21 protein-coding genes and 7 pseudogenes are annotated in these 24326 nt (G+C 69.5%); 13 read left to right on the top strand and 15 right to left on the bottom strand.

The window, feature by feature from the left end; all coding sequences use genetic code 11:
• The first annotated feature begins 746 nt into the window (after positions 1 to 746).
• Entirely contained in the window at positions 747 to 950 is a 204-nt protein-coding gene (locus ACWCRB_RS30680) for a hypothetical protein (RefSeq protein ID WP_450999135.1), read from the top strand.
• A gap of 169 nt (positions 951 to 1119) precedes the next feature.
• Positions 1120 to 1334 (top strand): annotated as a pseudogene (locus ACWCRB_RS30675) (hypothetical protein); the annotation flags it as partial.
• A gap of 44 nt (positions 1335 to 1378) precedes the next feature.
• On the opposite strand, the gene ACWCRB_RS30670 reads toward ACWCRB_RS30675, so the two are convergent.
• A complete protein-coding gene (locus ACWCRB_RS30670) occupies positions 1379 to 2230 on the bottom strand; it encodes an SDR family oxidoreductase (RefSeq protein ID WP_450999134.1) in 852 nt (283 codons plus the stop codon).
• 102 nt (positions 2231 to 2332) lie between these two features.
• On the opposite strand from ACWCRB_RS30670, the gene ACWCRB_RS30665 reads away from it, so the two are divergent.
• Positions 2333 to 2908, top strand: coding sequence for a TetR/AcrR family transcriptional regulator (locus tag ACWCRB_RS30665; protein WP_450999133.1), 576 nt, complete (start codon positions 2333 to 2335; stop codon positions 2906 to 2908).
• Between the two features lie 190 nt (positions 2909 to 3098).
• On the opposite strand, the gene ACWCRB_RS30660 is transcribed toward ACWCRB_RS30665, so the two are convergent.
• Positions 3099 to 3542 carry an HIT family protein gene (locus tag ACWCRB_RS30660; protein ID WP_450999132.1) on the bottom strand — a complete coding sequence of 148 codons (444 nt, stop codon included), beginning with the start codon at positions 3540 to 3542 and terminating at the stop codon, positions 3099 to 3101.
• 212 nt (positions 3543 to 3754) lie between these two features.
• Between ACWCRB_RS30660 and ACWCRB_RS30655 the strand changes: the two are divergent.
• The 4 genes and pseudogenes from ACWCRB_RS30655 to ACWCRB_RS30640 all read left to right on the top strand — a co-directional run.
• Positions 3755 to 3889 (top strand): annotated as a pseudogene (locus ACWCRB_RS30655) (IS481 family transposase); the annotation flags it as partial.
• 128 nt (positions 3890 to 4017) lie between these two features.
• Positions 4018 to 7014, top strand: a complete 2997-nt coding sequence (locus tag ACWCRB_RS30650) for an nSTAND1 domain-containing NTPase (protein ID WP_450999131.1) — start codon at positions 4018 to 4020, stop codon at positions 7012 to 7014.
• On the top strand, positions 6987 to 7580 hold the full coding sequence (locus tag ACWCRB_RS30645) for a WD40 repeat domain-containing protein (RefSeq protein ID WP_450999130.1): 594 nt from the start codon (positions 6987 to 6989) through the stop codon (positions 7578 to 7580). The genes ACWCRB_RS30650 and ACWCRB_RS30645 overlap by 28 nt, the downstream gene beginning before the upstream one ends.
• Before the next feature lie 80 nt (positions 7581 to 7660).
• Entirely contained in the window at positions 7661 to 8197 is a 537-nt protein-coding gene (locus tag ACWCRB_RS30640) for a phosphoribosyltransferase family protein (RefSeq protein ID WP_450999129.1), read from the top strand.
• 78 nt (positions 8198 to 8275) lie between these two features.
• Here ACWCRB_RS30640 and ACWCRB_RS30635 read toward each other — a convergent pair whose 3' ends face one another.
• A complete protein-coding gene (locus ACWCRB_RS30635; protein WP_450999128.1) occupies positions 8276 to 9124 on the bottom strand; it encodes a hypothetical protein in 849 nt (282 codons plus the stop codon).
• A 100-nt stretch (positions 9125 to 9224) separates the two neighbouring features.
• On the opposite strand from ACWCRB_RS30635, the gene ACWCRB_RS30630 reads away from it, so the two are divergent.
• Positions 9225 to 10304, top strand: coding sequence for a hypothetical protein (locus ACWCRB_RS30630; protein WP_450999127.1), 1080 nt, complete (start codon positions 9225 to 9227; stop codon positions 10302 to 10304).
• Between the two features lie 46 nt (positions 10305 to 10350).
• Here the strand turns inward: ACWCRB_RS30630 and ACWCRB_RS30625 are convergent.
• The 7 genes and pseudogenes from ACWCRB_RS30625 to ACWCRB_RS30595 all read right to left on the bottom strand — a co-directional run bounded on the left by ACWCRB_RS30625 (position 10351) and on the right by ACWCRB_RS30595 (position 14879).
• Positions 10351 to 10822, bottom strand: a pseudogene (locus ACWCRB_RS30625) (NAD(P)H-dependent oxidoreductase).
• Positions 10823 to 10880: 58 nt separating this feature from the next.
• A pseudogene (locus tag ACWCRB_RS30620) lies at positions 10881 to 11126 on the bottom strand (alpha/beta hydrolase); the annotation flags it as partial.
• 308 nt (positions 11127 to 11434) lie between these two features.
• On the bottom strand, positions 11435 to 12343 hold the full coding sequence (locus ACWCRB_RS30615; protein WP_450999126.1) for a GlxA family transcriptional regulator: 909 nt from the start codon (positions 12341 to 12343) through the stop codon (positions 11435 to 11437).
• A gap of 10 nt (positions 12344 to 12353) precedes the next feature.
• Positions 12354 to 12956, bottom strand: coding sequence for an isochorismatase family protein (locus ACWCRB_RS30610; protein WP_450999125.1), 603 nt, complete (start codon positions 12954 to 12956; stop codon positions 12354 to 12356).
• A gap of 235 nt (positions 12957 to 13191) precedes the next feature.
• A pseudogene (locus ACWCRB_RS30605) lies at positions 13192 to 13737 on the bottom strand (pyridoxal-phosphate dependent enzyme); the annotation flags it as partial.
• A 55-nt stretch (positions 13738 to 13792) separates the two neighbouring features.
• Positions 13793 to 14125 (bottom strand): annotated as a pseudogene (locus ACWCRB_RS30600) (pyridoxal-phosphate dependent enzyme); the annotation flags it as partial.
• A 4-nt stretch (positions 14126 to 14129) separates the two neighbouring features.
• Positions 14130 to 14879, bottom strand: coding sequence for a CTP synthase C-terminal region-related (seleno)protein (locus ACWCRB_RS30595; RefSeq protein ID WP_450999124.1), 750 nt, complete (start codon positions 14877 to 14879; stop codon positions 14130 to 14132).
• A gap of 75 nt (positions 14880 to 14954) precedes the next feature.
• On the opposite strand from ACWCRB_RS30595, the gene ACWCRB_RS30590 reads away from it, so the two are divergent.
• On the top strand, positions 14955 to 15872 hold the full coding sequence (locus ACWCRB_RS30590; RefSeq protein WP_450999123.1) for a LysR family transcriptional regulator: 918 nt from the start codon (positions 14955 to 14957) through the stop codon (positions 15870 to 15872).
• A gap of 37 nt (positions 15873 to 15909) precedes the next feature.
• Here ACWCRB_RS30590 and ACWCRB_RS30585 read toward each other — a convergent pair whose 3' ends face one another.
• Together ACWCRB_RS30585 and ACWCRB_RS30580 are read right to left on the bottom strand one after the other, a co-directional pair.
• Positions 15910 to 16332 carry a hypothetical protein gene (locus tag ACWCRB_RS30585; RefSeq protein WP_450999122.1) on the bottom strand — a complete coding sequence of 141 codons (423 nt, stop codon included), beginning with the start codon at positions 16330 to 16332 and terminating at the stop codon, positions 15910 to 15912.
• Positions 16333 to 16350: 18 nt separating this feature from the next.
• Positions 16351 to 16962 (bottom strand): annotated as a pseudogene (locus tag ACWCRB_RS30580) (amidohydrolase family protein); the annotation flags it as partial.
• On the opposite strand from ACWCRB_RS30580, the gene ACWCRB_RS30575 reads away from it, so the two are divergent.
• Positions 16919 to 18019, top strand: coding sequence for a cytochrome P450 (locus ACWCRB_RS30575; RefSeq protein WP_450999121.1), 1101 nt, complete (start codon positions 16919 to 16921; stop codon positions 18017 to 18019). The pseudogene ACWCRB_RS30580 and the gene ACWCRB_RS30575 sit on opposite strands and share 44 nt — an antisense overlap.
• Before the next feature lie 282 nt (positions 18020 to 18301).
• Positions 18302 to 19771 carry a ricin-type beta-trefoil lectin domain protein gene (locus ACWCRB_RS30570; RefSeq protein ID WP_450999120.1) on the top strand — a complete coding sequence of 490 codons (1470 nt, stop codon included), beginning with the start codon at positions 18302 to 18304 and terminating at the stop codon, positions 19769 to 19771.
• 36 nt (positions 19772 to 19807) lie between these two features.
• On the opposite strand, the gene ACWCRB_RS30565 is transcribed toward ACWCRB_RS30570, so the two are convergent.
• Both ACWCRB_RS30565 and ACWCRB_RS30560 read right to left on the bottom strand, forming a co-directional pair.
• On the bottom strand, positions 19808 to 20827 hold the full coding sequence (locus tag ACWCRB_RS30565) for a LacI family DNA-binding transcriptional regulator (protein ID WP_450999119.1): 1020 nt from the start codon (positions 20825 to 20827) through the stop codon (positions 19808 to 19810).
• 79 nt (positions 20828 to 20906) lie between these two features.
• On the bottom strand, positions 20907 to 21656 hold the full coding sequence (locus tag ACWCRB_RS30560; RefSeq protein ID WP_450999118.1) for an alpha/beta fold hydrolase: 750 nt from the start codon (positions 21654 to 21656) through the stop codon (positions 20907 to 20909).
• 158 nt (positions 21657 to 21814) lie between these two features.
• On the opposite strand from ACWCRB_RS30560, the gene ACWCRB_RS30555 reads away from it, so the two are divergent.
• Positions 21815 to 22213, top strand: a complete 399-nt coding sequence (locus tag ACWCRB_RS30555) for a winged helix-turn-helix transcriptional regulator (RefSeq protein WP_450999117.1) — start codon at positions 21815 to 21817, stop codon at positions 22211 to 22213.
• A gap of 75 nt (positions 22214 to 22288) precedes the next feature.
• Here ACWCRB_RS30555 and denD read toward each other — a convergent pair whose 3' ends face one another.
• Positions 22289 to 23380: a D-erythronate dehydrogenase gene (gene denD, locus ACWCRB_RS30550; protein WP_450999116.1), complete on the bottom strand. Its 1092-nt coding sequence runs from the start codon at positions 23378 to 23380 to the stop codon at positions 22289 to 22291.
• Between the two features lie 338 nt (positions 23381 to 23718).
• On the opposite strand from denD, the gene ACWCRB_RS30545 reads away from it, so the two are divergent.
• On the top strand, positions 23719 to 24326 hold a 608-nt coding region (locus ACWCRB_RS30545), incomplete at its 3' end, for an FAD-dependent oxidoreductase (protein WP_450999115.1).

Below are 24326 nucleotides of genomic sequence, written 5' to 3'. Positions count from 1 at the left end.
CCCCTCCCACAGCCGGCAGTGGCGACAGGAACTCGGTGTCCGGGGGACACTCCGACGCAGTGTGCCGACTGGGGCGTGACGAGACCGTCACCTCTGTATCCCCGAAGCGTCTCCAGCGAGCGCGCGGTACGGGTGGGGCATCGACAGGCAAGCGTTGCGGGCAGTTCCCCACGGAGCTGCCGCATCATTGCGGCCGTCAGCGGTCTTGTACCGACAGCTCGGCCAGGAATCCGTATCTCATCCGACCATGGAACGTAAAGATGACGGCGTCCACCTCCACCCGGTGCACACCGTGTCGTCGTGCATGAAGCAGGATCGGACTGCCCAGCAAGATCGACACTCATGTCCACCGCGAGTGTCGCCGGCCCCCGTCTTCGTACTCATACGGAGAGTCGTCCAACACCGTCGTGAGGACATGACGAAGGTTCCGGCAGGCGGGCATGACGGCAAAGGGCCGATCTGCGGGAGCCGTCAGCTCTTCGACCAGGGAGAGGACATGCACGGTATCCGCCGGATCTTCAGCGTGGGAACGGCCGCGTTCGTACTCGGGGCAGGGCTCCTGGCCGGTTCTTCCGGTGCGGCTCAGGCGGCGGCGTCCGACTGCACGGGAGGCGCCAACGGTTTCACCGACATCCCCCTCGTGGGCGATGCAGGCCGGCAACGTCGGCGGCAGACAGATGGGATGGGGCGTCTTGAGCACCGGAGGAGCCGGCGATTGGGGACCCGGTGTCAGGGCCAGCGTCTGGATGTATGTCACCAACGACAACAAAGCGACGTCGATCCTGTGCGGCCCGTTCCTGTGCGGCCCGTTCGAGGTGAAGTCGGCCGGCGCAAGGATCACGACTCCGGCCTACCCGACCGGCAGCTCGGCGAGCCGGGCCTTCCAGGTCTGCGCGGTCCTGTCCAGCCCCGGAGAGATCGACGGCGCCAGCTGCACCTCTTGGTGGTAGGCCCTCGCCAGGAAACCCGCGCGTGCCGGCGCAACAAGTCACCAATGCCTGGGAACAGGAGCTGTCCGCAACCTTCTTGGCTTGGACTCGGACAGCATCCGCGTACCGATCAGCGGGGTTGGCCGGTCGAACGGGAGCACTCCGGGAATGACGACCTGGGGGGAGTGCGGTGGCGCGGCCGAAGCCATGGGAAGTCGAAGACGAGCTGTGGGCGGTGATCGAGCCGTGGAACGACCTGCTGGCGCCGCCTGGCCGAGTGGACCGAGGCAGGTGTACGGCCCCGGCCGCACGGGGTTCCTCCTCGCCGACCTCCGCAGCGCGAACGCCCTCGATTTCTCCCGTGGAGCCGTCGACGGCTCCCACATCCGGGTGTTGAAGGGAGGCGTAAGGGCGGCGAGATTCCTGACGTGTCGTGCCGGTGGGGCGAATCAGTGGGTGAAGGCGACAGAATCAGCGAGGTCCTTCTGGGTTTCGAGCGCGGTGAGACGTTCGGTGAGTGTCGCGTGGATTGCGCTGTAGGTGTCGGAGCCGAGAGGCAGGCGCAGGGGCGGGCTCGGGTGGCGGGTGGTGTCGTAGATGGCGGCGGCGAGCTTGGCCGGGTCACCGGTGAAGACGTTCTCGTCTGCGGTTTCCAGGTAGCGCCGGGTCTGGCCGACGGCGTTGTCGCGGTAGACGGTCGTCTCGGTGGTGTATTGCAGGGCCGAAGCGAAGCCGGTGCGGGTGGCGCCGGGCTCGACCAGAGTGAGGTGGATGTCGAAGTCGGAGACCTCGCGGCTGACGCTCTCGGTGAAGCCCTCCAGCCCCCACTTACCCGCGTGATAGGAGCTGTGAGTGGGGATGCCGACCTGGCCGCCCACGCTGGAGATCTGGATGATTCGGCCACCGCCCTGCTCGCGCATCGGCTGCAGGAAGGCACGGGTGATCACCATCGGCGCGAGCAGGAGAACCTCGATCTGGTCGCGAATCTGCTCGACGGTCATTTCTTCGGCGGCGCCCACGACCGCGTATCCGGCATTGTTGACCACGATGTCCACCGGCCCGGACCGGAGCGTCCTGCCGACCACCTCGTCCACGTCGGTCGGCCGCGTGAGGTCGAGGATCTCGACAGTCAGCCGGTCGCCGTACGTCTCACGCAGGTCTTCCAGGGCTGCGGGGCGGCGGACCGTCGCCGTGACGCGGTCGCCGTTCCGGAGGGCGTACTCGGTGAGATGGCGGCCCAGTCCACCGGAGGCTCCGGTGACGAACCAGTGCCGTGAGGCCTTGTCGGAGGGGGCGGGCATGGGAGTCTCCTGAAGTAGAGTGATACCGGAACTCGTTCCGTTTAAGAGTTAAGCGGAACGGATTCCGGAAAGCAACTGGAGACCGGCACCGAAGGAACCCGCATGCCCGCCACGCCCCGCCGCACCAGAAGTGACGCGCTGCAGAACCGGGAGCGCCTGCTGGAGGTCGCCGCGCAGGCCTTCGCCGAGCAGGGGCTGGACACCGCGCCTGCCGCCATCGCCAAGCAGGCGGGCGTCGGTGTCGGCACGCTCTACCGGCACTTCCCGACTCGGGAAGTCCTCATCGACGCCGCCTACCGGCGCCAACTCACCCAGGTGTGCGAGAAGGTGGAGGACCTCCTCGCCCAGCACCCGGCCGTCGAGGCCACCCGGATGTGGATGGAACACTTCATCCACTACGCCACGGCGAAGAGCGGGATGTCCGAAGCCCTCAACGCGGTCATCGCCTCCGGCGTCGATCCGTACTCCGACAGCCGTGCGCTCCTGACCGACGCCGTCGCCACCCTCCTCGCGGCCGGCGCCCGAGACGGAAGCCTGCGAACGGACGTCGCCCCCGACAACGTCCTGCTCCTCATGGGTGGCATCGCCTATTCCGTGCAGCACGGCACCAAAGAGCAAGCCCGCCCGCTCGTCGACCTCTTCATGGACGCGCTGACCAAGGACTCGACCGCGAGCTGAGCCCAGGCTCCCGGACCGGCACGCCAACGCGGGTGCAGCCACGGTCAATTCATCGAGTGGCTCTGTCGGCGCTCACGAGGAGGCTGTGACGTCGTTCAGCGGCCCCGGGAATTGGCGTCCGTGGGGGCCACTCGATGAACTTCCTTGCCCTCGGGCCGAAGACCGTGGCCGGCCCGGAGAGCGATGGTCTTCAGTGCTGCCCGGCGTCGAGGGCGGCGAGGCCGCCACGGACGGCAGCGGCCGTCTCGTCGAGTTGGTCTCGTTCCTGGACGCGCCAGTCAGCATCAATACGAAACGGGTCACCTGCGAAGCGGGGAAAGACATGCAGGTGAACGTGGAAGACCTCCTGGAAGGCTGCTTCCCCGTCCGCAAGGAACAAGTTGACGCCCTCACATCGCAAACCTGATCGGCGCAGTGCGCGTCCGAGCTGATGCGCGACTCTCCAGACCTGGACGCCCGCGTCCTCCTGGAGATCCTCCAGTCCCACCGCGTGTGCCTTGGGGACGACCAGCAAGTGGCCTGGGGTGACGGGCTGGAGATCCATAAAAGCGATCACCGATTCGTCTTCGTGGACGATGCTGGCTTCCACCTGACCTCTCGCTATTGCACAAAAGACGCATCCGTCGTCCGTCACAGGCTGTCCCCTCGAAACCCGAGTACGTCGTGCCGCTCACAATTGGCAGGACGAGGATCATCCTGTGGGGCGGCGTCCGCGCCGACAACCCTCGCGCCATCCGCTACTACGAGAAGAACGGCTTCCAACCGGTCGGCCTCTTCACCGAGGCGGACGGTTCCCGGTCGCTCGACCTGACGCAGTCCCCCGTAGCAGCGCCGGCCGACCTTCCGCGGCCCTACACCAGCAACGACGAACGCACCGCAGCTCTGGCAGACGTCCTGCGCACTCACAACCACCATCGTTGCCACACCGCACTCGGCGGCCAACCACCCATCAGCCGTGTGAACAACCCTGCGGGTCAATACACCTGGTTGGCGAGAGCGCTGGTGTTGGTGTCCTGCTGCCGGGCAGAGACGGTCGAGTCGAACAGTCGTGCATAGGGTTGGCCGGAGCGCGTGGAGTGCTGACTGACTCGGATTCTGGTGGGGGATGCGTGGACGGTCGTCCGGTAAAACTTGTCCTGGACGTCCTGCTCATGCTGCTCGGGGCGTTGTTGGGCATGGCGGCCAACTACGCCACCAGTCGGACGGATCATGTCCCGTGGCCACTGCGCCTGTTGCGGGAATGGTCGGTGCCATTGGTCGCGGTCGTGCTCTTGCTTCTCGTCGCGGGACAGGTCTGGCTGCACTTCCTGGAGCGGCCTGTCGCGATCACGCGGACGTGGAACTCCTCCCAGCCGCCGTACCCCGGGCTGGAGGCGTTCACCGAGAACGATGCCGGCGTGTTCTTCGGCCGTGACCGGGAGATCAGGGATCTCGTCGGCAGGCTCAATCCGTCCGCTCCGGCCCGTGCGCACCGGTTCGTCGCGGTGATCGGTCCCTCCGGGAGCGGCAAGTCCTCGCTGGTTCGGGCAGGGCTGCTGCCCGCCCTGGGACGGCGGCGCGGCCTCTGGGTGATCGCTCCACCGTTCGCACCCGGCGCCGACCCGCTGGGGAGCTTCGCGTCAAGTCTTGCCGCGGTGCTGCCCGATGCGACCGTCGAGCAGGTCCGGGCGGAACTCGCCCAAGGGCCCGTGGGCGTACGGCGGTGCCTGGACCGGCTGCGTACGGAGCGGGGCGGACGTGCCGCGCCGGTGCTCCTGGTCGTCGACCAGTTCGAGGAACTCCTCACGTTGACCGGAGCCCAGGACCGGGGCGCGCTCCTGTCGCTGATCGACGAGTCGCTTGCGGCGGATCCGCAGCTGTGGGTTGTGGCCACCTTGCGATCAGACTTTCTGACCGACTTTCTGGGGACCGGATATGCAGCGCTGACTCACCGGCCGACGCTGGTCGGCGTGCTCGGCCGAACAGAGCTGTTCGAGGTGATCGAAAAACCCGCGGAACAGGCGGGCCTGAGCTTCGCTCCCGGGGTCGTGGCCCGGATGGTGGACGACACCGGAGGCGGGGACGCGCTACCGCTGCTGGCGTACACCCTTCGGGAACTCTTCCTGCGGGTCGGCTCCGGTGGGACGGTGACGGAGGACGACTACCGTCGCCTGGGCGGGGTCGCCGGGGCACTGTCCGACCACGCGGACCGGATCACCGCCGACCTGCGTACGGCCGACGCGGACACGCCAGTGCTCTCCACACTGCTGAAATTCGTGACCCTGGAGCACGGCGAACCGACCCGCCGCCGCGTGCGGCGCGAGCACCTCACGCCCGAAGAGCGCACCGTGACCGATGCGTTCGTCACCGGACGCCTGCTCACCAGCGACGATGCCGTGCTGGACGTCGCCCATGAGGCGCTCTTCCGGCAGTGGGCTCCGCTGCGTCAAGCCGTCGCGGCCAGTACGGACAGGCTGCGGCGCCGTACGGAGCTGGAAAGGTGGGCCCAGGACTGGGAACGCTCGGGCCGGCAGGACGCCTATCTGCTGAGCGGCGAACGGCTGGGCGTCGCACGCGAATGGGCGGACGAGGCGGCTGAAGCCCTCACCGGCGTCCCGCTCGTCGCTGCTTTTCTGGAGCGTTCCGTCAGCCAGGACAGAGTCGCCATGGAACGTGTCGCCGACGCGGTCGCCCACCGGGCTCTGGAAAGCGCCGAACGCGACCCGGAGTTGGCGATCCTTGCGGCGTTCGCCGCCATCGAGGAGTGCGCGCCCACCTCGGCGGCGCAACAGGCACTGCACACCGCTCTCGGCGCCTCCCGGCGGCGTGCGGTCTTCCGGGGCCACGAACAGGACGTCAATGCCGTGGCCTGGTCTCCCGACGGGGCGCGACTGGCGACCGCGTCGGACGACGGGACGGTCCGGATCTGGGAGGCCGACGGTGCCGCGGACCCCGTCGTCCTCACCCCTCACCACGGCGACAGGGTGTACGCCGTGGCCTGGTCACCTGACGGGAAGCGGCTGGCCGGTGGCTCGCGGGACCGTACCGTCACCGTCTGGGACGCCGAGACCCGGGCCGAACTCGGCGTACTCACCGGTCATGACGACGGCGTCGGGGCTCTCGCGTGGTCACCGGACGGCGACCGGCTCGCCACGGCGAGCAGTGACCGAACCGTACGGATCTGGGACGCGGAGACGTACGCCGAACTGACCGTGCTGACCGGTCACGAGCTGCCTGTGTGGGCCCTGGCCTGGTCACCCGGCCGACGGCAACTTGCCAGCGGGTCGGACGACGGCACGGTGCGCGTCTGGTCCCTGTCACCCGGTGGGCGTACCACCGAGCTGACCGGCCACCGGGCCAGCGTCTCGGCCGTCGCCTGGTCCCCCGACGGCCGCCGTCTCGCGTCGGTGTCGGAGGACCGTACGGCCGTGGTCTGGAACATCGCCGAAGCAGAGGAGGAAGGGGACGAACCGCAGTCCCGGAAGCTCACCTCGCTGACACCGCTGACCTGCGTGACGTGGTCCCCGGACGGTCGCCACATCGCCGTTGGAGACGATGACCGCACCGTCCGTGTCTGGGACGCGGACAGCGGTGAGGAATCACTGCTGACCGGCCACACCGACAGCGTCAACGGCATCGCCTGGCACGGCCACCGCATCGCCACGGTCTCCCGCGACCGGACGGTGGCCATGTGGGACGCCACTCCGCGCGGCAGCCGGACCGGCACCCTGCTCGGTCACGACGACTCGGTCCACAACGTCTCCTGGTCGCCCGACGGCACCCGCCTCGCCACCGCGTCCCAGGACGGCACGGCCGTGATCTGGGACGTCGCACAGAACTCCGCGGTGGCCACGCTGAGACACGAAGGTGCCGTGTCCGACCTGGCGTGGTCCCCGGACGGCGAGCGACTGGTCACCGCCTTCAGCGGCGCCACTGCCCGAATCTGGGACGTACGCGGCGGGACGCAGCTCGCCGTGCTCAGCGGCCACGACGACGAACTCACGACGGTCTCCTGGTCCCCAGACGGCACCCGGATCGCCACGGCATCGCGCGACAGCACCCCCGTATCTGGGATGCCTCGGACGGCACCGAACTCAGGATGCTCCGCGGGGACAAGTACTGGATAGGCGGGGCCGCATGGTCTCCCGACAGCCGCTACCTCGCCACCTCGTCGACCGACAAGGCGCTCTGCGTCTGGGACACCCGCCGGGGAACAGCCGTCACGACCCTGCAGGGGCACACGGACTACGCATGGCGCGTCGCCTGGTCACCTGACGGCCGTCGGCTCGCCACCGGCTCCCGGGATCGCACGGTTCGCCTCTGGGACCCCTTCAGCGGTGCCCGGCTCGTCACCATGACCGGGCACCAGGAACGCGTCCAAGGCGTCGCCTGGTCACCCGACGGGCGGCATCTGGCCAGCGTGTCCTGGGACCGCACCGTACGGCTCTGGAACCCGGACGACGGCCGAGAGCTCACGGTCATCGGGGTCCACGACGACCAGGCCAACGGTCTGGCGTGGCATCCGGACGGCTCCCACCTGGCCACCGTCTCCCGCGACCGCAGTGGAAGAATCTGGGAGCCCGCGACCGACATGGACGGCCTCCTCAGACGCGCCCGGTCCCGGGTCTTCCGCCGACTCACCGACGACGAACGCCGCAGCTTCCTGCTGCCGACAACCCGAGCAAGGATCTGAACGGTTCGGGGCTTGGCCAAGGTGCCCAGGTGGTCGTTAATGGTTTGCCGCGTTGTCCGGCGATCGGAAGACTTCCGCTCATGCCTCCGACCGCACGTGACCTGGCGCTTGACCACTTCCGGTGGATCGGCGGTCACGCGGATGTGTGGGCGGTCTTTCGGGATGCCAAGGCCCTGGCCGCGGTGGTCGCCGGTCTCGTTGAACCGTTCCGGGACGAGCAGGTCACCGCGGTCTGCGGGATCGAGTCGCGGGGATTCCTCCTGGGCGGTGCCGCGGCTGTCGAGCTCGGCGTCGGTTTCGTTCCCGTCCGGAAGGGCGAGGGCCTCTTCCCGGGCGAGAAAATCGTGCGCCAGTCATCTCCCGACTACCGACGCCTTCGTCATACTCTGCGCCTCCAGCGATCCTCGCTGGGGCCGGGAGACCGCGTTGTGCTGGTTGACGACTGGATCGAGACCGGAAGCCAGGCAGCGGCCGTCAGGAGCATGGTCGAGGAGTGCGGGTCCACCTGGCTGGGATGCAGCGTCATCGTCGATCAGCTCACCGATGCGCCGAAGAACGCCCTCGGCACTGTTCGAGGGCTGCTGACCGCGCAAGAACTCCCCTCGTGCGAGCCCTGAGTTCAGCTTCACCGAGCCGGAGCCGGAGACCTCGCCGGCACCAAAGAGAACAGGGCCACCGAGGCGAACTCGCCCGATTCATACGGCAGTACGGGCACCCGCCGGTGCAAGGACGGCACAAGCCTCCCGGCTCAGAGCGCCGAGCCCGATCACGGCCTCGGCCACCTCCGACCCCATCTCCAGCTGACGCCACAGCTCCTGCAGTGCCCCGGAGATGTCCGCGCCACCCGTGAACCGCCGCAGTGCGATGTCCAGGTCGCGCAGCCAGCCGTCCAGATAGGGGTCGGCCGTCAGCCGGGACACGTACGCGTCGATCTGGGCGGCCTGATGCGCACTCAACCAGACCCCGCCGGTCTCCAGCAGTCTGCTGCGCACGGTCGTGTTGAGGAACGACCAGTGCGCCGCCACTTCCGCCACCGCCGGGACGGTCTGGCGGCCCGGACGCACCGCGGTACGGAACTCCTCCAGGGCATGCTCCAGCGTCCCGTCCGCGAGCTGCTGCCGGAGCTCAGCCAGAACGCCGTCGTCCCGGTTCGCCTCCCAGTCCTTGAGAGCTGTCTGAGCGGTCCGTTCCATCGCGAGCAGCCCGGCCGCCGCGTCATCGAGGCGAGCCGCGGGCCCGGGGACCAGGCGGGGCACGGACGCGGCGAAATCACTGGCCACCCGCATGGCCAGACGTCGCCCGGCACGTGCTTCCATCGCCTCGGCCTGCCCCATGGCAACCCGGTTGAGGACCACCAGGGCCAGCGGGACACCGAACGCCGCAGCCGTCACGGACGAGAAGACGTTGGTGACGAACGCCTTGTCCGCCCAGAACCCCTCGTGATCTCCCCACCAACCCAAGCCGAGCAGCAGCACACCGGTGACCCACAGCGCCACACACCCACCACGCAGCCCACGCGGCGTCTCTTCCCAGATCCCCCGCACGCGCCCAGCCCCTCCCCGAACGGCTTGATCACCAACTCCCAGACGCTACACCGCCCACCCCCGGGGTCCTCCGGACAGACCCTGGGCCTAGGGTGTGCCGGTGATCTTCAAGAGGAAGCGGGAGGCTTCGGGCCTCGCCGCCATCGTGTCCGAGCTGGAGAACGCGGTCGCCGCTCGCGACGGCGACCGCACCGGGCCTGCCTTCACCGCCATGATGAGCGCAGTGCAGTCGGCGTCGGATGCTGAACGCGTATGGGCAGGGCCCCGGTTGGCGGCGCTGCTTCCCGCCTTCCCGCCCACCGGCCCGCGGCCGATGCTGGCGATGGCGGCCGGCTTCTGCGTCGAGCGCGGGGCCGATCCGGCCGCCTGCGCCGAGCCGATCCTCGCCGGCGTCCACCAGGACCTGCTCGACGCCCTGGAGTTCGCCCGGCGCTGGACCGCCACCGGCGCGGCCGAGGACGAACTGCCGGAGCCGGACGAGAAGATCATCGACGACGCACTGCTGGCCCGTCTCGGCGACGACAAGTACGAGGCCACGCGACTGGCGCTGGCCTGGTGCTCGGTCGAGGAGTGGCAGCCGCCCGCGCTGGCCGTACTGTGCCGCAGCATCGAGGTGCGCCGACAGCACGCGTCCGCGATCCTCCCCGCCTGCCGCGACCTGGCGGCCCTGGAGCACCACGACCTCAAATGCCTGGCCCACGCGCTGGCGGTTCTCGACGACGAGCCCCTCATCGTGCTGCACAGGCCCACCGGAACCGGGTTCGAGGTACGCATCGGCGGCATCGGGGACAACTTCCAGCTGCACACGCTGCTCGCCCATGTCCTCGTCGGCGGCGGCCACGTACCCGGCACCACGCCCTCGGCGGAGAGCGTCCGCCTGGCCACGGACCCCGAGCCCGCACAGGGACGCACCCAGACCATCGCGACCGGAACCTTCGAACTCCTCGCCCCCGACGGCGAGCGGATCTGGAACGAGGGGCTGCCCGACGACATCCCCGTGGTGGACGGACGCCGCCTGCTCGTGCTCGACGAGCCGACATACCAGCGCAGTTGGAACGCCGACCGGTTCTTCCCGCATCTGCCAGGCACGGCCGAGCTGACCCGCGTCCTGACCGCGGACGAGACGCGGACCTGGTTCGCCCTTACTTCGCCCGGCACCGAGGTCCGCCGACCCTCCTGACCTGGTGTCCTCGTGCCGGTCGGCTCCGAGAGCGGACGTAACCGACTCATGCCGTCCGGCGCAGCGCACCGGTCCGCCCGCCCAGCGCGGCGGAGAAGTGGTCCGTGACCTGCTCCAGCGCCTCGGCGGCAGCGGGCGCGACGGTCGGCGTGCCGTGGTCGTCGGTGGTGATGTCCTTGTCCAGCGTGAACCAGCCGCGCATGATGTGCGACGCCCAGCACTGTCTTGCCGGTCAGCGCGTACTGCGGGAGCAGGTCGAGAAGCGACTTCAGCAGGCCCGAGTAGGCGGCCTTGTACACGGGAGTGCCGATCACCACCCCGTCCGCCCGCGCGAAGAGGTCGGTGGCGGCGACGATCGCCGGATGTCTGAAGTTCGCGCCGAGCAGGGCCTGGGCGGGCAGGGTGCGTACGCCCAGCGGGGTCACGTCGTGGCCCTGGAGACGGAGCCGGTCGTCCAGGTGGCGCAGCAGCCGTGAGGTGCGGGACGTGGGGGAGGGGCTTCCGTGATCGGGGTTCAGGTGTGCCGAAGAGAGAAGAGAGAGACGACGGGGAGCGGACAGTTCGTGCGGCGGGCGCTCACCAGGCGCTCGTCCGTACGGTGATCAGCGGCCGCAGTTCGTTGCGGAGCGTTTCGAGGAAGGTGACGACCTCGGCGGCGGCCACCGAACGGTGCTGGAGGTCGTTGAGCAAGTCGTGGTGGGCCGCGTGGACCACCGAAAGACAGGCCCTGGGAAGGGACTTGGCCGTACGTTCCAGTGCCTCTTGGTCGGCGCGCGGGTCGGCGTCGCCGACGAGGAGCAGGTCGGGGACTTCGACGGTGCTCTCGTCATCGTCACCAGCCGCAACCGGCTCGCCGGACCGGTCGCCGTGGACGGCGCCCACCCCTTCCACCTCCACATACTGCCCACGCCGGAGGCCCGCGCGCTACGCCTCCCACGACCTGCTGCGCGCCCACGCCACCGAGCTGACCGCGAGCATCGACCCGCCCCAGCAGGTGCGGGCGGCCCGGTACCGGATGTTCGACCACTGTCTGCACACCGCCCGTGAGGCGGTCGCGCCGACCGACAGGGGACGTGCACCGGCCTTCGGGTGACGGACCGGTTCGGCCGGGACGGTTGCGCACGTGGGTGTCACGCCGCCCGTGTGCGCAACCGGCGCAGCATCCGGGCGTCCTCGAAGCCGACCGAGCGGGCGGCGGCGTCGACCGTCGAGCCGTGGCTGATGAGGTGCTCGGCGCGTTCCAGGCGCAGGGTCTGCTGGTAGCGCAGCGGGGTGAGGCCGGTGGCGCGGGTGAAGAGACGGGTGAGGGTGCGTGCGCTGACGCCGACGGCCGTGGCGAGGCCGGGCAGCGGCAGCGGCTGGTCGAAGCGGGTGTCGATGAGGTCCTGGGCGCGGTGCACGGTGTCGTCGAGGTGGGACCGGTGCCGGAACATCGCGCTGGACTGCGGCTCGTGGCCGTTGCGGCGGGCGTAGACGACCATGTCCCGGGCGACCTGGGCGGCGACGGCGGGGCCGTGCCGGCCGGCGACGAGGTGCAGGGCCAGGTCGATGCCGCTGGCGATACCGGCCGAGGTGATCACCCGGTCGTCGGTGGTGAACAGGACGTCGCGTACGACGACCGTCCCGGGATGCCGCAGGGCCAGCTCGTCCTGCACGTCGTGGTGGGTGGTGCAGCGGCGGCCCTTGAGCAGGCCGGCCCGCCCGAGCGCCTCCGCCCCGGCGCAGACGCTCGCCACCGATCCGCCCCTGGCGTGGTGGTCCCGCAGGACCGTCAGGGAGGCGTCGGTGATGGCGGGCGAGTCGGCAAGGGTGCCGGCCCGCCAGCCCGGGACCACGATCAGGTCCTCGGGCCCCAGCTCGGGCCAGTCGAGCCGGGCCACCAGGGGCAGGCCCTGAGCGGTGAGGACCTCTGGCCGCTCGGCGACATAGGTCAGGGTGTAGGGGTGCCCGAAGTCGGCCGCGGTGGAGAAGACCTGCGCGGGGCCGGCCAGGTCCAGCAGATGGACTCCGGGCACCAGGAAGAAGACGACGTGGCTCACGATTCGGTCATCATGCCTGAAGGTCTGCCGCTGCCTCCACCTCGTCGACCGTCGCGATGGTGGCGAAGCGTCCGGCGAGAGCGTACTCGGTGCGCCGGATGATCTCGTCGGTAGGCAGCGTACGGGGGTCGGCGAGCAGTTCGGCGACGCTCTGGTCGGCGGGGGCGTCGCGGTGCGGGATCGGGTTGGTGGCGGTCGCGTCGACGACGAAGGTGACCTGGTAGCCGAGGTCGCTCGCGACGCGGGCGGTGGTCTCCACGCACTGCTCGGTGCGGATGCCGCAGACGGCGAGCTCGCGGACCCCGTGCTCGGTGAGGAGTTGCTGCAGGTTGGTGGTGGTGAAGGAGTTGTGCGAGGTCTTCTGGATCAACGGCTCGCCGTCCTCCCGCCGCTCCAACTCCTCCAGCAGCCGGACATGACCGAGGGCCGGGTCGAAGGCACCGCCGCTCCCGGGCTCGGAGTGCAGTACCCACACCACCAGGTCCCCGGCCCGCCTGGCATGCCGGACCAGTCGGTTCACCTTGTCGGCGATCTTCGGGTCGGAGATGGTCTCCCACAGCGGATCGGCGCGGAAGGACTCCTGGACATCGATGACGATCAGTGCTCGGGTCATGCCCCAAGCTTCGGCCGTACGGACGGGGCGGCGACAGGCCGCATCGGGTCCCGAAGCGGACCGATCCGGTCATCTACTCGGCAGCGGCAGCGGCCTCGCGGACGACAGGACAGTCGCCGTATGTGTTGCCGGTGTCGATGCCGCTGTCGAAGCCTCTGATCACGAACAGGTGCCGCAAGGGCGCGCCGGCCCATAGCCATCCGTCCGGGAGAAACGGCACCTGTTGACGAATGGCTCATCCGAACAGGCCGCTCCCCAGGTACTTGTAGCCGGAGTCGGGTGCCAGCGTGACGACGGCCGCCTCTCGCGGCAGTCGGGCCGCGAGGCGCAGCGCCCCATGGACGTTGGCACCGCCCGAGACGCCGGTGAAGATGCCTTCCTCCTCGGCCAGGCGGGACGTTGTCGCGAACGCGTCGTCGTCGCTGATGATGTCGACCGCGTCGACGGCGTCCCTGTCGAACAGCGGTGGGGCGAAGCCACTCCAGCCCTGCATCGCGAAGACGCCCCGGGTGCCGGCGGTGATACCCGGCGATCCGGCCGGCTCCAGGCCGACTATTCGGGGGCGCGGGTCGCGCCGACGGATCGCCGCCGCCACACCGAGCAGGGATGCGGCACTGCCGATACCCGTACAGAACGCTGTCACCGGCATGTGCGCGCTCTGGTCCAGGATCTCCATGCCGAGTCCGTCGCGCAGACCGGCGACCACATACGGGTTGTTGAACTGGTCGGTGAAATAGTGGCCCGGTTGCTGTGCGATGTCGGCCGCGCGGGCCGCGCATCGCGTCGATGTCGGCCGGAGTGACCGTACCGGGTGCGATGGCGGCGCCGAGCACCTCCACGTCGGCGCCGAGTGCCCGCATCAGCCGGCGCGGCTCATCGCTGAAGCAGGCCGACGTGACGATTTTGAGCCGGTACCCCTTGACCGCGCAGACCAGCGCGAGCCCCGGGCCGGTGCTGCCACCGGTGTACTCGACGATCGTCATCCCCGGCGTGAGCCTGCCGTCACGTTCGGCACCCTCGACCATCGTCAACGCCAGCCGGTCCTTCATGGCGCCGGTCGGGTTGAGGTATTCGAGCTTCACCAGCACCCGGGCACCGGTCGAGGGCGCGAGACGCCGCAGTTCCACGAGCGGGGTGTTGCCGATCGCCGCCAGTGTTCCTGGTCGCATCGCCCTACCCCCTGCCGGTCGAGACAGGCACGGTGGCCCGGCCCGCCGCGTGTGCGACGGCGGCGTGGGCGAAGGCGCGCACGATCGGATGAAGCCGCCCGTCGTCAATGGCGAGTTCGGGTTGGAACAGCGTGCTCAGGAAGAAGGGATGCCCTGGCAGTTCGGCGATGCGTACGTCGGGGCCGTCGTGGCCGGTGAACCGCATGCCGTGAGCGGACAGAACATCCAGGTACTGGGGATTGAGCCCGTACCCGCAGTGGTAGCGCTCCACGGTCCGGTCCACGCCGAGGACACGTTCGGCCGCCGAGCCCGGGGTGATGCCGACCATGCCCTCGTGCCCGACGAGGGAGCAGGCCAGGGGTGCGATCAGCGGGCTCTTCGCGTGCGGGGTGTTCTCGGCGTGGTCGGCAGTGGTGAGCCCGCAGACGTTGCGCGCGAACTCCAGCAGCGTGTGTTGAAACCCGCCGCAGGTTCCGAGGTAGGCGATGCCGGTCTCCCGGGCGGTACGGACCGCCTGGAGCGCGCCGGCCTCGCTGCGGTACGGGCTGCCGGGCAACAGCCAGATGCCGTCGAACCGGTCCAGGCTGGTGGCGTGCGCCTCCTCGGTCGGTACCCAGTAGGCGTCCAGGGCGATTCCGTCCCGCTGCCGCAGGGTTTCCAGCAGGAGGGGTATCCGCGTGTGGGACCGGACGTGCGGCGACCGGTCGCCCACGAGTGCCACCTTCGCCGTATGCGTCTCGTCGTTGCTCTGCATGAGCTCATCGTGCGCAGCCCGCAGTTATTAGTACAACAAGAGATCATCGTCCAAGTATCAGAGATACTTATAGTCATGGACGTCAACCTCCTGCGGACCTTCGTGGCGGTAGCCCGTGCAGGATCCTTCTCCGCCGCCGCATGCGACCTCGGCTACACCCAGTCCGCGGTTTCCCAGCAGGTCGCCGCCTTGGAGAAGGACCTCGGGGTGCAACTGCTGCACCGCCGCCCGGTCGTCCCGACCGAGGCCGGGCAGCGACTGCTGGAGCACGCCACGCCGATCCTGCTGCGCCTCGGCGCCGCCCGGACCGACGTCCAGCGCCTGTCGGGCGAACCGCCGGCCCGTCTGACCCTGGGGGTGTCGCCGCTCGCCGATGTCCGGCACACCATGGCCGTACTCACCGAACTGCAGCGCTCGATGCCGCGATTGACGATCGTCGTGAGCACCATGGGCCGTGATGGTGTCATCGAGGCCGTCGCCAACGGCGACGCGGACCTTGGTCTCGTCGACGGGGTCACCGCTGCCAGCGACCCGCTCCGCCTGCTCGACAGCGGTCCGCTCACCACGGTCGCCCTGAGCGAGGAATCCGTCGTCGTGACCCTGCCCGGCACGCACCCGCTGGCAGGCCGTAGTCGGCTCCGTCTGGAGGATCTCGTCGACGCCGTCTGGATCGACGCACCCGACGTCGCCACACCGCTGGACCGGCTGCGGGCCCTCGCACGCTCCGACGGGTTCCGCTCCAGCCTGCACTACACCGGCACCGATGTCCGCGGTCTCCTGGCCCTCGTCGCGGTCGGTGGCGGGCTCGCCCTGCTTCCCGCGTCCGCCGTGCCACACCATCGGGAGGGCGACCCCGATGCGACCGGTGTCCCACTCTCGACTCCGCACCTCGTCCACCGCACCGAACTCGTCCACGGCAGCCTGACGGGTCCCGCCACGATGCTCACGGCGGCGATCCACCGCCACGTCCGGACTCCCTTGCCACGAGCCTGAGCGCACCCCGTCGGCGGCCCAGTGAATGGCGTACACCTCATTCAGATCGGTCCGCCGGGTGTCCCTGCGTCAGGAGGAGCCTGTCGCGTGCGGCCAGGACGGCGCGGTGGAGCGAGGACTCGCCGCCGAGGGCCGCGAGGCGGAGCGGTGGCAGTGGTCGTCCCGGCCGGGCCAGGCAGACCGGACGGGCTTCGAACACGTCGACGAAACCCGGCACGCCCGCGGCGAATCCGCCGCCGACGATCACCAGCTCGGGCTGTACCGGCTCCACCACACCGGTCACCGCCACGGCCGGCGCCGCGCACCCGAACTCGACGGCGCCGACAGCCCGGGGGACGCGGTTCAGGGCGCCCTCGCGCGGTTCCTGGTACGACACCGGCCGACCACGTCCTGCGGCGGCGTGCCGCAGGGTCGCCGGGCCGGATGCGTGGGCCCCTGCACAGCCCCGGCGGCCGCACATACACCCCCGCTCAGGACCTCACCGCTCGTGCACCACACGCCCGTCGAACACGGTGAGGTCCACCTCCACCCGTGCCAGGTCGTGCGGGTCGAGGTCGAGCAGCGGGCGGTCGAGGACGCACAGGTCGGCGGCCTTGCCGGGTTCGATCGTGCCCGTCCAGTCGTCGGCGAAGTCCTGCCAGGCCGCGTTGGCCGTGTAGGCACGCAGGGCGTCGGCGAGCGGCACGCACTGGTCGGGGCCGCTCTGCCGGCCGCTGGCCTTGGACTCGCGCAGCATCATCGACGCCACGCCCTGGCGCCAGTCGGGCTCGGTGATCGGAGCGTCGGAGCTGGAGCAGACGGTGACGCCGGCCTCCGTCGCCGACCGCACGGGCCACTGATAGGCCGAGCGTGCGGGTCCGACGACCTCGTCCATGAGGTCGGCGATGGTCCACTTGATCCCGGGGTTCATGTTGACGTCGTAGCCGTGTGCGGCCAGTTTGGCCAGGCTGTCCGGGCCGATGAAGTCGCCGTGGATGACGTAGTGGCGGGCGTCGCGGCGGGGCGCGGCCTCGTCGGCGGCGATGAACGCGTCCACGACGGTGTCGATGGCCCGGTCGCCGGTGACGTGCACGCCGAGCTGGAACCCGGCCTACTCGACGCGGTTCGTCAACCTCGAGGAGGTCGACGACGACCAGATCAAGAAGCGGGCCTCCATCCTGGAGATGGACGGCGTCCGGCATCGTGTGCTGCGCAGCGTGATCCAGCGGCAGTTCGGCGCCGGTGTCATCAACAGCTACAGCGACTTCCTGCGCGGGCTGACGGCACAGACCCTGGACGCGGCCCTCGCGAAGGGCACGTTCGACTTCGTCGCCGATGTCTCCGCGGACTTCCCGATCAACGTGCTGGCCCGCCTCCTCGACGTACCGCCGGAGGACAACCAGCAGCTCATCGACTGGGGCAACCGCATCATCGGCAACACCGACCCCGACTACGCGGACGTACTCCTGCACAGCGCCGAGAGCGAAAAGTACCGCGATCTGCCCTTCCGCTCACCCGCCTCGCTCGAAGTCTTCGAGTACGGCCGCGAGCTGGCCCGGCAGCGGCGTGGCGGCGACGGCACCGACCTGGTGTCCAAGCTGGTCAACTCGACCCAGCGCGACGGGATCCCGCTGTCCGCGCAGGACTTCGACAACTACTTCCTGCTCCTGGTGGTGGCCGGCAACGAGACCACCCGGCACACCATCTCCCACTCCATGCTGGCCCTGCTGCAACACCCCGACCAACTGGCGAAGTTGAAGGACGACCCGTCCCTGATCCCGACCGCGGTCGAGGAGTTCCTGCGCTGGGCCTCCCCGGTCTACCACTTCCGGCGCACCGCGACCCGGGACGTCGAACTCGGCGGCAAGCGGATCAAGGAGGGCGACAAGGTCGTCATGTGGTACGCCTCCGGCAACCGCGACGAGGAGATCTTCGGCAACCCCTACGACTTCGACGTGGCCCGGCAGCACAACGACCACGTCACCTTCGGCAAGGGCAGCCCCCATCTGTGCCTGGGCAACCTCCTCGCCCGCACCGAGATCCGCATCATGTTCGAGGAACTGATCCCGCGCATCGCCGGCATCCGCCTGGCCGGCGAAGTGCCGCGCGTCCGCTCCAACTTCGTCAACGGCATCAAGAAGCTGCCCGTCGAGGTCACGCTCGCCTGACGGCACGCTCGAACCAACGGCCGGGCCGACGACGGTCCTCGCTTCCCCGTCCGGGGGTGCGAAGGATTCGCCCGATCTTGAGCGGTCTGTCGCGTGCCGGAGCTGTCGCGGGTCTTGTCAGCGGTGCCGACGGCATGCGAGTGTCCGGCCATGGTTACGTAACCATGGCCGGTTTGCGTGGGTCCGGGTGGCCGCCAATGTCCGGATCCCGGCTCGTCAGTGCCTCGGCTCAGTCGACGAACCCGCACTCCGCCCGCAGCGATACCCGTCACTGGAGACGACATGACCAAGACCCGGACGAGGTCGAGAAGACTGGCCAGCGTGATCATGGCCGGTTTCGGCGCGACACTCATGTTCCTGACCGCCCCAGCTCCCGCCCTCGCCGAGTCGGCCGCCTCGCACACGCAGGTGCGGCCCGCGGCGAAGGGCGGTACCAGTGACTTCCGCGGGGTGAACTGGGCCGACCCGCGCGACAACTACGCCTCCGACGCCGTGGTGCCCAGCGGGCTGACGGTGACCGACGACTACCGCACCGTGTACCGCACCACGAACCGCATGGTGCGCGGCTTCAAGAAGAACCTGGGCGCCAACACGCTGCGACTGCCGATCAACCCGTCGACCGTGGGCACCACTTGGTGGAAGTCGTACCGGGCGACGATCGACGCGGCCACGGCCTACGGCGACAAGGTCATCGTGAGCTACTGGGAGGCCAACACCAGCAAGGACGGCCTGGTCGACGACACGGCCGCCTGGAAGACCATGTGGAACACCGTCGTGCGGGAGTACAAGCACAACCCACGGGTCTACTTCGAGCCCATGAACGAGCCGCACGGCTACACCCTGGACCAGTGGGTGTCCGTCACCAGCGGCTGGCTCGCCCAGCACAAGGACGTCCCGCGCGGCCGAGTCGTGATCAGCGGCACCGGCTACAACGACAACGTCACCGGCGTCGGCGCGGCCCGCGAACTGAAGGGCACCCTGCTCTCGCTGCACTTCTACGGCTTCTGGGCCAGCCACACCACGCAGGCGGACTGGACCGCCGACCTCGAAGCCCGCCTCGGCGACTACGCGGGCCGGACCATCATCGACGAGGCCGGCGCCCCGATGACCATCGGCCTCAACTACGGCGCCTGGAACGGCAACATCTACACCTCGTACCTCGCGGCCGTGGCCAACACCGCCCGCAGCAAGGGCATGGGGCTGGTGTACTGGCCGGGGCTGAGGTTCGGCGACGCCTACTCCATCGAGTCGCTGGACGCCGACGGCAACCTCGTGGACAACAGTGAAACCGGAGTCGCCCTGCTGCGCTGGGGCTACGGCTTCGGCACGACCCCGCCCGTCAACGACCTGCCGCCCGCGCCTCCCGGCGAGGTCCTGCGCGGAGTGGGCTCGGGCCGCTGCGTCGACGTACCCGGCTTCAGCACGACCAACGGCACCCAGCTCGACCTCTGGGACTGCAACGACGGCGGCAACCAGACCTGGAACTGGAACGCGGACAAACAACTCACCGTCTACGGCAACAAGTGCATGACGGTGGGCGGCACCGGCGCGACGGCGGGAGACCCGGTGGTCATCTCCGACTGCACCGGTGCGACGGCCCAGCAGTGGAACGTCAACGCGGACCTCTCCGTGACCAGCGTCGCCAACCCGGAACTCTGCCTGGACGCGGCCGGAGCGGGCACCGGCAACGGCACGGCGGTCGACGTCTGGTACTGCAACGGCAGCAGCAACCAGCAGTGGACCAGGAGCTGACCCAGGCACAGCTGACCGGCGCCGCCGTGCTTCGCCTCAGGGCGAGGCCGGCGGCGCCGCTGTACTAGCGCGGACCACCAGCCGGGTCGGAACCAGGGTCTTGTCGACCACGTCGGGCCCGGTACGCCCGATCTTGCCCAGCAACTTCTGCAGACTGAGCCGCCCGACCGCGGCGAAGTCCTGCCGTACGGTGGTCAGCGGCGGCCAGAAGGCATGGGCCTCCTCCATGTCGTCGAACCCCACCACGCTGACGTCCTCGGGAATCCGACGGCCGAGCTCGTGCAGGGCACGCATGACACCGAGCGCCATGTGGTCGTTCGCGGCGAAGATCGCCGTGACCTCCGGCCTCCGTCCCAATTCCAACCCGTGCTGATATCCGGACCTGGTGGTCCAGTCCCCGTACAGCACCGAGGGCGGGACGACGCCGGCTTCCTTCAGGGTGCGTCGCCAGGACTCGACCCGATGCGCCGCGGAGAACGAGGTCACGGGCCCGGCGATGTGCCACACCTGCCGATGACCCAGTTCCAGCAGATGCTCCGTGGCCTGCCGGGCGCCCAGGGCCTGATCGGTGTCCACCACGGTGTAACCGGGACCGGTGTCGGAGTCGACGACGACCATCGGAACCCCGGGCGGAAGGCTGAACTCCGTGTCGTCCAGGAGATGCGCCTCGAAGATGAGGATGACTCCGTCGACGGCCGCCTCACTGAGCCGGTCGTACGCGCCGGAAACCCTGCCCATGGTCGGGTCCGCGACGGGGATGAGGGTGACGGCGTACTTGGCGCGGGCGGCTTCCTCGGCGATGGCGTCGAGGGTGCGCGTGTTGCCGAACGTTCTGAGCGTGAAGGTGATGACACCGATCGTGTTGAACCGCCCGCTCTTGAGCGCACGCGCGGCCCCGTTCGGCCGGTACCCCAGCGCCTGCATCGACTCCACGACCCGCTGCCGGGTCGCCGGGTCGACGTTGCTGTGGCCGTTGGACACACGCGAGACCGTCTGCGGCGCGACACCGGCGTGCCGCGCGACATCCGCCATCGACGGCCGGGGCCGTCCGGACATGGGCTCGCCCCCAATCGCCGTGATCCCTTTTCCCTTTTCCCTGCTTCTCGTTCCCTGTGTATCGGGCCCTGACAACAGCCTAGTACTCCGACTGCGGATCGAGATCTTCGAGCTTGAGCAGCAGTTCGCTCAGCTCTGCCGGCATGGTGACCATGCAGTCGTGCCCGGTGGGCAGTTCCCACACCTGTGCCGGTGAACCATTGGGCTGGGTCGCGGGGACGGGCCGCCGAGTGATGCCTTCCGGTGCCACGCCGACGCAGTGGACGTGGGTGCGGGGGATCGCGTTCACGGCCGGGTCGTCCAGCCGGACCGGTTGGTTCAGGCAGCGGATCGGCTGGTCGGAGAGCATCGCGCGCAGCCATGCGACGTCCGCCGGGTCGGTGACCCCGAACAGGCCGAAGGGCGGGGGCATTTCGGGCAGTGGCGGGATACGCCAGCCGCTGTCGGACTTCGCGGCCAGGTCGATCAGGTGCTGGGTCATGGGCATGACGTCGACGGCGGTCTCGCCGTGCTCCGGGACCATCGCGTCCAGGTACACGAGATGCGCGATCCGTTCCGGGACCTCGTTGGCCACGGACGAGACGACCAGTCCCGCGTAGCTGTGGCCCACGAGGATCACCTCGGTCAGATCCTCCTCGCGTATCAGCCCGACGACGTCCTCGACGTGCGTGTCGAGTCCCACCTCGGGACCGAGCAGGTGTGCCTTGTCGCCGTAGCCGGTCAGCGACGGCGCGAACACCCGATGTCCGGCCGACTCCAGCAGCGGGACCACCCGCTCCCAGCACCGGCCGCTGTGCCAGGCACCGTGCACCAACAGGAATGTGGACATAAGGGGAACGCTCTCCCTCTTCGGGACGCGGAGGCACGGGAGCACGACGGTTCCCTTTCGTGCCTCGGTACTCTTTGAGAACCGAGATCATCGTGGTACGTGTGGGGCGCCGCGAGCAATAAGGCACATTTCAGTGCCCCGGTTCTCTGGAGGTAACCATGAGCACAGCGGAGAGCGAGTCGCGGCCGGCACGGCCGGAGGACCCGTGCCGGACCCGCGCAGTGCTCGACATCGTCGGCGACAAATGGTCCCTGCTGGTCGTACGCAACCTCAGCCAGGGACCGCGCCGTTTCACCGAGCTCAAGCGTGCCGTCGACGGAATCAGCCAGCGCATGCTCACCGTCACCCTGCGCGACCTGGAACGCGACGGAATCCTCACACGGACCGTCCGCAGCGTCATGCCGCCGCACGTCAGCTACGAACTGACCCCGATGGGCAGAACCCTCCGCGAGGCAACCGCACCCCTCCTGGAGTGGAGCATCACCCACCTGGCACTCATCGACGACGCCCGCGCCGCGTACGACGCCCGCCCCAACACCCCGGACACGGACCGGTAGTTCGTCGCACGCGGCGGCAGCACGGGTCGACGGCGGGAAGGCCGGGGGAGTACGCGGCCCGATTCGATGCCCTTTTCACCAGCCTCGCCCGGCGTCGGCCTGTCGCCCCGCACCACCATCGCCGCGCCCGCGCCCACGAGCCCCACCCGCACCGCCCTGAAGCCGTTCGGCCGTGATGGCGTCGGGGTGGTCCTCGGCGTACGCCCGTACGACCGACTCGAAGCTCTCGTCGGGCCGGAGGCCGAGCGACGCGGCACGCGTGTTGTCGAGGATGGCCGGCCAGGAGCCCACGATGGCCTCGACGACGGGATCGGGCGCGACCGTCACCAGGTCGGCGACGGCGTCACCGGCCACCCGGCGCAGCGTGTCCAGCATGTCGGCGACCGTGACCGTGAGCGCCGGCAGATTGACGGGAAGCCCACCCTCAAGCCCGCCCGGGCCGCGCTCGACCTCGGTGATACGGAGGATGCCCTCGACCGTACGACGCGGCGAGGCCAGGGCGACCCGCAGCTCGGGACCGACCGGGCAGACGGCCGGAAGACCCGCGAGCGGCTCGCGGATGATGCCGGACAGAAAGCCGGAGGCGGCCGCGTTGGGCTTGCCCGCCCGCACCGAGACGGTCATCAGACGCGCCACCCGTCCGTCGACGAAGCCCCGGCGGGTGTACTCGGCGATCAGCTGCTCGCAGACGCGCTTCTGTGTTCCGTAACTGGTCTGCGGCATGGGCAGCGTCGACTCGCTGATGACGGGCGGCAGCGGCAGTGAGGGGTCGCCGCCGTAGACGGCGACGCTGCTGGAGAACACCACCCGGGGGGTCGGTCCGCCGGCGGCGGACTGGGCGCGGGCGGCATCGAGCAGCGCACGGGTGGTGTCCAGATTGGCACTCATGCCGAGGTCGAAGTCGGCCTCGCACTCGGCCGAGACGGCCGACGCCAGATGGATGATGACGTCGACCGGCTGTACGAAGATCTCCTCCAGGTGCGCGCTCAGGTCACCGCGCACGACGTCCACCAGCGGGTCGTCCACCAACGTCGACACGACTGGGACGAACCGGTCGGCGAGCACAAGACGCTCGATGGGAGCGCCGCACAGCGTCCGCCGCTTGAGCAGAACGGCGGCCACTCGCTGTCCCAGAAAGCCGAAGCCGCCGGTGATAAGGACCCTCATGTGCATGCTCCTCGATACTCCGTGACCCGGCCGAGCCGCTGGTCCGGCCCGGCACAGGGGACATACCCGCTCGCTCGGGCCCGGCGCCAGAGCTATGCCGAACCCCGCCACGCACGCCTGCCGCAACGAGGCTCCTCTTCCCGGCACTCCTGCCGGGCACGGCTGGCGGCGCACCAGCGCGGAGAGCACGCCACGCACAGGCTCATGGCGATCCTGTCAACTCTCCTTGCCTGTCAGGCAATTGTCCGTGCCGTCAGTGGCCCCCGCGCGGGATGCGACCTACCATCCCCGATATACCCCAGGGGGTATAAGTCCGCAGACAGTGAGGAGCACTCGTCATGTCATCCATGTCCTCCGCCTCCAGTTCCGCCCGCGACCACCACAGGGTGCTGATCGTCGGAGGTGGCACCGCCGGGATCACGGCCGCGGCCCGGCTGCGCCGCGCGGGTGTCACCGGCATCGCGGTGCTCGAACCGGCCGACGTCCACTGGTATCAGCCGCTGTGGACCCTGGTCGGCGGCGGCCGGGCTCCGCTCGGCATCACCCGCCGCCCCGAAGCCTCCGTGATGCCCCGGCAGGTGCGCTGGATCCGAGAGGCCGCCACCGCCGTCGACCCCGAGGTGCGGACCGTCACCACTGCCGCGGACCGCACGATCGGTTACGACTACCTGGTGATGGCCCCCGGCCTGCAGCTGGACTGGGGCAAGGTCCCCGGCCTGGACAGTGCGGTCGGACACGGCGGGGTCTCCAGCAACTACTCCTTCGAGCACGCTCCCTACACCTGGGAGTTGATCCGCGGTATGCGCTCGGGCACCGCGGTCTTCACCCAGCCCGCCGGCCCGGTCAAATGTGGCGGCGCCCCGCAGAAAATCGCCTACCTGGCCGCCGACCACTGGCGCAGGCAAGGCGTCCTGGACCGTATCCGGGTGATCCTCGTCCTGCCCGC

Source organism: Streptomyces sp. NPDC002156, from assembly GCF_053593675.1.
Note: the sequence above shows the minus strand (reverse complement) of the source record. Positions and strands in the feature narration are given on the sequence as shown.